The sequence below is a fragment of the Streptococcus oralis subsp. oralis genome, assembly GCF_002096595.1.
GTDB lineage: Bacteria > Bacillota > Bacilli > Lactobacillales > Streptococcaceae > Streptococcus > Streptococcus oralis_D.
The window spans coordinates 121,822-128,987 of record NZ_NCUR01000007.1 but is presented as its reverse complement, the minus strand read 5'-3'; the positions used below and the strand labels follow the sequence as shown (position 1 = coordinate 128,987).

General features: G+C 41.1%; 8 protein-coding genes, 1 tRNA gene, 1 rRNA gene and 1 other RNA gene. All 11 read left to right on the top strand.

The window, feature by feature from the left end:
- Positions 1-46: 46 nt before the first annotated feature.
- The 11 genes from rrf (at position 47) to B7714_RS01055 (ending at position 7,154) form a co-directional block, all read left to right on the top strand.
- Positions 47-162 (top strand): 5S ribosomal RNA (gene rrf, locus B7714_RS01105).
- A 5-nt stretch (positions 163-167) separates the two neighbouring features.
- Positions 168-241: transfer RNA gene (locus B7714_RS01100), tRNA-Asn, on the top strand.
- Between the two features lie 208 nt (positions 242-449).
- Entirely contained in the window at positions 450-686 is a 237-nt protein-coding gene (comW, locus tag B7714_RS09950; protein WP_000614974.1) for a sigma(X)-activator ComW, read from the top strand.
- A 241-nt stretch (positions 687-927) separates the two neighbouring features.
- Positions 928-2,214, top strand: coding sequence for an adenylosuccinate synthase (locus tag B7714_RS01090; protein WP_084859381.1), 1,287 nt, complete (start codon positions 928-930; stop codon positions 2,212-2,214).
- Between the two features lie 200 nt (positions 2,215-2,414).
- Complete coding sequence (gene tadA, locus B7714_RS01085) at positions 2,415-2,882, top strand: tRNA adenosine(34) deaminase TadA (protein ID WP_084859374.1); 468 nt, start codon at positions 2,415-2,417, stop codon at positions 2,880-2,882.
- A gap of 32 nt (positions 2,883-2,914) precedes the next feature.
- Positions 2,915-3,012, top strand: an RNA gene (ffs, locus tag B7714_RS01080) — signal recognition particle sRNA small type.
- A 56-nt stretch (positions 3,013-3,068) separates the two neighbouring features.
- Positions 3,069-3,512: a dUTP diphosphatase gene (locus B7714_RS01075; protein ID WP_084859372.1), complete on the top strand. Its 444-nt coding sequence runs from the start codon at positions 3,069-3,071 to the stop codon at positions 3,510-3,512.
- A gap of 1 nt (position 3,513) precedes the next feature.
- Positions 3,514-4,029 (top strand): histidine phosphatase family protein, encoded by a 516-nt coding sequence (locus B7714_RS01070; RefSeq protein WP_162284787.1) that lies wholly within the window; start codon positions 3,514-3,516, stop codon positions 4,027-4,029.
- Positions 4,030-4,042: 13 nt separating this feature from the next.
- Entirely contained in the window at positions 4,043-5,404 is a 1,362-nt protein-coding gene (gene radA / locus B7714_RS01065) for a DNA repair protein RadA (RefSeq protein ID WP_084859369.1), read from the top strand.
- Between the two features lie 72 nt (positions 5,405-5,476).
- Positions 5,477-5,971, top strand: coding sequence for a beta-class carbonic anhydrase (locus B7714_RS01060; protein ID WP_002876632.1), 495 nt, complete (start codon positions 5,477-5,479; stop codon positions 5,969-5,971).
- A 214-nt stretch (positions 5,972-6,185) separates the two neighbouring features.
- A complete protein-coding gene (locus B7714_RS01055; protein WP_000010178.1) occupies positions 6,186-7,154 on the top strand; it encodes a ribose-phosphate diphosphokinase in 969 nt (322 codons plus the stop codon).
- The last annotated feature ends 12 nt before the right edge of the window (positions 7,155-7,166 follow it).

The following is a 7,166-nucleotide window of genomic DNA, read 5'->3' as shown; positions in this document are numbered from 1 at the left end:
CTTGATATTTGATAGATATTCAATTTTGAGTAGGTATTACTCAGAGTTAAGTGACGATAGCCTAGGAGATACACCTGTACCCATGCCGAACACAGCAGTTAAGCCCTAGAACGCCGGAAGTAGTTGGGGGTTGCCCCCTGTGAGATATGGAAGTCGCTTAGCTTTTATCCGCCATAGCTCAGTTGGTAGTAGCGCATGACTGTTAATCATGATGTCGTAGGTTCGAGTCCTACTGGCGGAGTATAGATTGAAACGTTCAATTGAGCGTTTTTTTATTTATAAATATAGTGGATTGTTGAAATTTCAAATTTTAATTTTTAAATCTGTAATTACCTCTTTATTTTATTTTCAGTTCGTTTAGCTTTAAATTCTTCTTTTATAGGATTTGAAGCTTTTTTAGTTCTTTTTTTTGTTAGACTAGTGTTACTAATAAGAAAGGGAATTTTTATATGATTCAAAAATTTTATGATCGAGCATTTGTCTTTTTGAAACTAGTTGAACAAGAATATGCCTCTTTAGGCCAGAGTTGTTCAGAGTGGGAATCACTTCATCTTCGTTTTTTACTATATTACTTAATCCGATTTAAAATAAAAAGTGATAGGGACTTTTCACTATATCACTTTAAAACAGCTTATCGTCTATATCTAGATAAATTCCTGCAAGGTGGTACAACTCTTATCCAATAGGAAGCATCTATATCATAATTACGAACGATAGTTGTAGCTAGTTTTTAAAAAATATAGAATTAGCTTATAATAAAAGGCTTCTGTATTTAGAAATGAGAGAATTTCCAAATCTTTTCTACTGTTTCTTCTTGATAAAATAGTGTTTTTTTCTTATAATAAATTGTAAGATATAATTGCGGGTGAAATTCCTGCCATGTATATGAGAAAGGACGAGCTGCTAGTAGCTCAGACGAATTTTATTATGACTTCAGTTGTTGTTGTAGGTACCCAGTGGGGTGATGAAGGTAAAGGGAAAATTACAGATTTTCTTTCAGCTAATGCAGAGGTAATTGCTCGTTATCAAGGTGGTGATAATGCTGGTCACACGATTGTGATTGATGGTAAGAAATTTAAGTTGCACTTGATTCCATCTGGAATTTTCTTTCCTGAAAAAATCTCTGTTATTGGGAATGGGATGGTTGTAAACCCTAAATCTCTAGTAAAAGAGTTGACTTATCTTCATGAAGAAGGTGTGACAACAGATAATTTGCGCATTTCGGATCGTGCGCATGTCATTTTGCCATATCATATTGAATTAGACCGTCTACAAGAAGAAGCTAAGGGCGACAATAAAATCGGGACTACTATCAAGGGTATTGGCCCAGCCTATATGGATAAAGCTGCTCGTGTTGGGATTCGTATTGCAGATCTTTTGGATAAGGATATTTTCCGTGAACGTTTGGAACGTAATCTTGCGGAAAAGAATCGTCTGTTTGAAAAATTATATGATAGTACCCCTATTTCAGTTGACGATATTTTTGAAGAATACTATGAGTATGGTCAACAAATTAAGCAATACGTGACAGATACATCCGTTATCTTGAATGATGCGCTTGATAATGGCAAACGTGTGCTGTTTGAAGGTGCGCAAGGTGTCATGTTGGACATTGACCAAGGGACTTATCCATTTGTTACTTCTTCAAACCCTGTCGCTGGTGGTGTGACAATTGGGTCTGGTGTTGGTCCAAGTAAGATTGACAAGGTTGTAGGTGTATGTAAAGCTTATACGAGTCGTGTAGGGGACGGACCTTTCCCAACTGAATTGTTTGATGAAGTGGGAGATCGCATCCGTGAAGTAGGTCATGAATATGGTACAACAACTGGTCGTCCACGTCGTGTGGGTTGGTTTGACTCAGTTGTAATGCGTCACAGCCGCCGTGTATCTGGTATTACCAATCTTTCATTGAACTCTATCGATGTTTTGAGTGGTTTGGATACTGTGAAAATATGTGTGGCCTATGATCTTGATGGTCAACGTATTGATTACTATCCTGCTAGTCTTGAGCAGTTGAAACGCTGCAAACCTATCTACGAAGAGTTACCAGGTTGGTCAGAAGACATCACTGGGGTTCGTAATTTGGAAGATCTTCCTGAGAATGCGCGTAATTATGTTCGTCGTGTAAGCGAGTTGGTTGGTGTTCGTATCTCAACTTTCTCAGTAGGTCCTGGTCGTGAACAAACCAATATTTTAGAAAGTGTTTGGTCATAGGAGATTTTTAAGATTAGTTTAAGACAGGTTGGGTATACTATAGACAGTTACAAGAAGACCTCCTAACTTGTTGTAACAAATATCCTAAACTTTTCTTTTTCATAATAATCTCCCTATTAAGTCACCGCATTCGGTGGCTTTTTTTGTGTTGAGAATCATGATATAATAATAAAATTGAAAAGTAGGAAAAGAGAAAAACGATGAATTATACAGTTGAAGAAAAAGAAGCCTTTATGAGAGAGGCTTTGAGAGAGGCTGAGATTGCTTTAGAACACGATGAAATTCCAATTGGTTGTGTGATTGTCAAGGATGGAAAAATCATTGGTAGGGGGCATAATGCGCGCGAGGAGTTGCAACGGGCGGTCATGCATGCAGAAATCATGGCTATAGAGAATGCGAATGTGAGTGAAGAGAGTTGGCGCCTGCTGGATTGCACGCTTTTTGTGACCATTGAGCCTTGTGTCATGTGTAGCGGGGCCATTGGGCTTGCCCGTATTCCAAACGTAGTTTACGGGGCTAAAAACCAGAAATTTGGTGCAGCTGGGAGCTTGTACGATATTTTGACAGATGAGCGTCTCAATCATCGTGTAGAGGTGGAAACGGGAATTTTGGAGAGTGAGTGTGCAGCGATTATGCAGGATTTTTTCCGAAATCGACGGAATAAATAATTTCTCTTTAAAAACAGAAGGGAATGTGGTATAATAAACAGTGGAGCAACAGTTCTGCGTGAAGCGGGTCAGGGGAGGAATCCAGCAGCCCTAAGCGATTTGAATTGTGTGCTCTTTTTTTCGTGCTTTTTCCGAATAAATAAGATAGAATAATCTAGAATAAATGATAATAGAAAAGAGAAAAATATGAAAATTCGTGGTTTTGAATTGGTTTCGAACTTTACAGATAAAAATTTGCTACCCAAGCGTGAGACAGTGCATGCAGCGGGTTACGACTTAAAGGTCGCTGTGCGTACGGTTATTGCGCCAGGAGAGATTGTCTTAGTTCCGACAGGTGTTAAGGCTTATATGCAACCGACAGAAGTTCTTTATCTTTATGACCGTTCATCAAACCCTCGTAAGAAGGGCTTGGTCTTGATTAACTCGGTTGGCGTTATTGATGGGGATTATTATGGTAACCCCGGTAATGAGGGACATATCTTTGCTCAGATGAAAAACATTACTGACCAAGAAGTGATTCTCGAAGTTGGAGAACGTGTGGTTCAGGCTGTCTTTGCTCCATTTTTGATCGCAGACGGAGATGAGGCAGACGGCGTGCGAACTGGTGGTTTTGGGTCAACTGGACACTAAGATGAAGATTATCTTTGTACGTCATGGGGAGCCAGATTATCGTGAGTTAGAGGAACGTTCTTATACAGGTTTTGGGATGGATTTAGCACCTTTATCTGAGAAAGGACGGCAACAAGCTCAGGAACTTTGGCAAAATCCTTTGCTACAATCGGCTAATCTACTAGTGACTTCAGCAGTAACGCGAGCTTTAGAAACGGCTTTTTATGTATCTTGTGCTACTGGCCTTCCTTTGAGGGTGGAGCCTTTGTTACACGAATGGCAGGTCTATGAATCTGGCATAGATAGATTTGAAGAGGCTAGAACACTATTTCTAGAAAACAAGGGGGAGTTACTTTCTAATAGCCCTATTCAATATGAGACAGCTACGGAAATGAAGTCTCGGTTTCTAGAATGTATGGCTAAGTATAGAGACTACCAGACTGTGGTAGTTGTCGCTCATCGAATGCTCATGCGCCAATTTGTATCAAACGAGAAGATTGATTTTTGCCAAGTGATTGAGTGTGAGATAGAGATTTAGAAAGAGGTTTATCATCGCAAAGAAAAAAGCGACATTTGTGTGTCAAAATTGTGAATATAATTCACCTAAGTATCTAGGGCGTTGTCCTAACTGTGGGTCTTGGTCTTCTTTTGTAGAAGAGGTTGAGGTTGCCGAGGTCAAGAATGCGCGTGTGTCCTTGACAGGTGAGAAAACCAAGCCCATGAAACTGGCTGAGGTGACTTCCATCAATGTCAATCGAACCAAGACGGAGATGGAGGAATTCAACCGTGTACTTGGAGGCGGAGTGGTACCAGGGAGTCTCGTCCTTATCGGTGGGGATCCAGGGATTGGGAAATCAACCCTTCTCTTACAAGTATCGACTCAGCTGTCCCAAGTAGGGATTGTTCTCTATGTCAGTGGGGAGGAGTCTGCCCAGCAGATTAAACTCCGTGCAGAGCGCTTGGGGGATATTGATAGCGAATTTTATCTCTATGCAGAGACCAATATGCAGAGTGTTCGATCTGAGGTGGAGCGCATCCAACCAGATTTTCTCATCATCGACTCTATCCAGACGATTATGTCTCCTGAGATTTCAGGGGTGCAGGGGTCTGTGTCTCAGGTGCGTGAGGTAACGGCTGAACTCATGCAGTTGGCGAAGACTAATAACATTGCCATCTTTATCGTAGGGCATGTGACTAAAGAAGGGACCTTGGCTGGTCCGCGTATGTTGGAGCATATGGTAGATACAGTGCTTTACTTTGAAGGGGAGCGTCACCATACCTTTCGTATCTTGAGAGCGGTCAAAAACCGTTTTGGTTCCACTAATGAAATTGGGATTTTTGAGATGCAGTCGGGTGGATTGGTTGAGGTGCTCAATCCGAGTCAAGTTTTCCTAGAAGAGCGTTTGGATGGAGCGACTGGCTCATCAATTGTGGTGACTATGGAAGGGACCCGTCCGATTTTGGCGGAGGTTCAGGCTTTGGTAACACCAACCATGTTTGGAAATGCTAAACGTACGACGACTGGACTTGATTTCAATCGTGCGAGTCTGATTATGGCTGTTTTGGAAAAACGAGCAGGGCTTCTCTTGCAAAATCAGGATGCCTATCTCAAATCTGCTGGCGGTGTCAAATTGGATGAGCCTGCCATTGACTTAGCCGTCGCAGTGGCTATTGCCTCTAGTTACAAGGACAAGCCTACCAATCCTCAGGAATGTTTTGTGGGTGAACTGGGCTTGACCGGAGAAATTCGGCGCGTGAATCGCATCGAACAACGCATAAATGAAGCGGCAAAACTGGGCTTTACCAAGATTTATGTACCCAAGAATTCCTTGACAGGAATCACTCCACCCAAGGAAATTGAAGTCATTGGTGTGACAACGATTCAGGAAGTTTTGAAAAAGGTCTTTGCATAATCCGTGACAAATCCTCTTAAAAATGATAAGATAGGAGAAATATTTGATTATCAAATTTTTGAGGAGGGAATCGTGTCGTATTTTGAACAGTTTATGCAAGCCAATCAGGCTTATGTTGCCCTACATGGGCAGTTAAATCTGCCACTTAAACCCAAAACCAGAGTAGCGATCGTGACCTGTATGGACTCACGTCTGCACGTTGCGCAAGCTCTAGGTTTGGCCCTTGGGGATGCTCATATCTTGCGGAATGCGGGTGGTCGAGTAACTGAGGACATGATTCGTTCACTGGTGATTTCCCAGCAACAAATGGGGACAAGAGAAATCGTGGTGCTTCACCATACAGACTGTGGAGCTCAAACCTTTCAAAATGAAAGTTTTCATGAACATTTGAAACACGAGCTCGGGGTTGATGTGTCTGATCAAGATTTTTTACCATTTCAGGATGTTGAAGAGAGTGTGAGAGAGGATATGCAATTGCTTAGAGAGTCTCCACTGATTCCTGATGATGTGGTTATTTCAGGTGCTGTCTATGATGTGGATACAGGAAGTATGAGAGAAGTATACTAACTTTAACTCGAAAAAATCTCATCCTAGCATAAAATCGATTGTTAAAATGTAGGATTTTTAGTTTTAATATAGCTAATATAAAATAGTAAAAAACAAGGGTATAAATGTTTGCCCTTGTTTTATTTTTGATTGAAAAATAAAGGAAAAAGCGCTACAATGGTAAATGGAAAATGTTGTGTGAAAAACAAGTGATACATAAATACCGGAGGAAATCATGTCTTTTTCTGATTTAAAGCTGTTTGCCCTTTCTTCTAATAGAGAATTGGCAGAGCGTGTGGCGCAAGAAATTGGGATAGAGTTGGGGAAATCGACTGTTCGCCAATTTTCAGATGGAGAGATTCAAGTCAACATCGAAGAATCAATCCGTGGAAAACACGTCTTTATCCTACAATCAACTAGTTCACCTGTAAATGATAATTTACTTGAAATTTTGATTATGGTGGATGCATTAAAGCGTGCTAGTGCAGAATCTGTCAATGTTGTTATGCCTTACTATGGCTATGCACGTCAGGATAGAAAAGCGCGCGCGCGTGAGCCAATCACTGCAAAACTCGTTGCAAACATGCTAGAAGTTGCTGGGGTGGATCGTTTGTTGACGATTGATTTGCACGCTGCACAGATTCAGGGATTCTTTGATATTCCTGTAGATCACTTGATGGGTGCTCCATTGATTGCGGACTATTTTGAACGTCGTGGCATGGTTGGCTCTGACTACGTGGTTGTCAGCCCAGACCATGGTGGGGTGACTCGTGCTCGTAAATTGGCAGAGTTTTTGAAAACTCCGATTGCAATTATTGACAAACGCCGTAGTGTAGACAAGATGAATACCAGTGAAGTGATGAACATCATCGGTAAGGTCGAAGGCAAGACTTGTATCTTGATTGATGATATGATCGATACAGCTGGAACTATTTGTCATGCAGCGGATGCTCTTGCTGAAGCAGGTGCTGTTGAAGTTTACGCAAGCTGTACGCACCCAGTTCTTTCGGGGCCAGCTATGGACAATATCCAAAAATCAGCTATTAAGAAATTGGTTGTTTTGGATACTATCTACCTACCAGAAGAGCGTTTGATTGATAAGATTGAACAAATTTCGATTGCTCATCTCTTAGGAGATGCCATTGTACGTATCCACGAAAAACGTCCTCTTTCTCCATTATTTAGTATCGAGAAAAAAATCTAAACTTTCACTTGA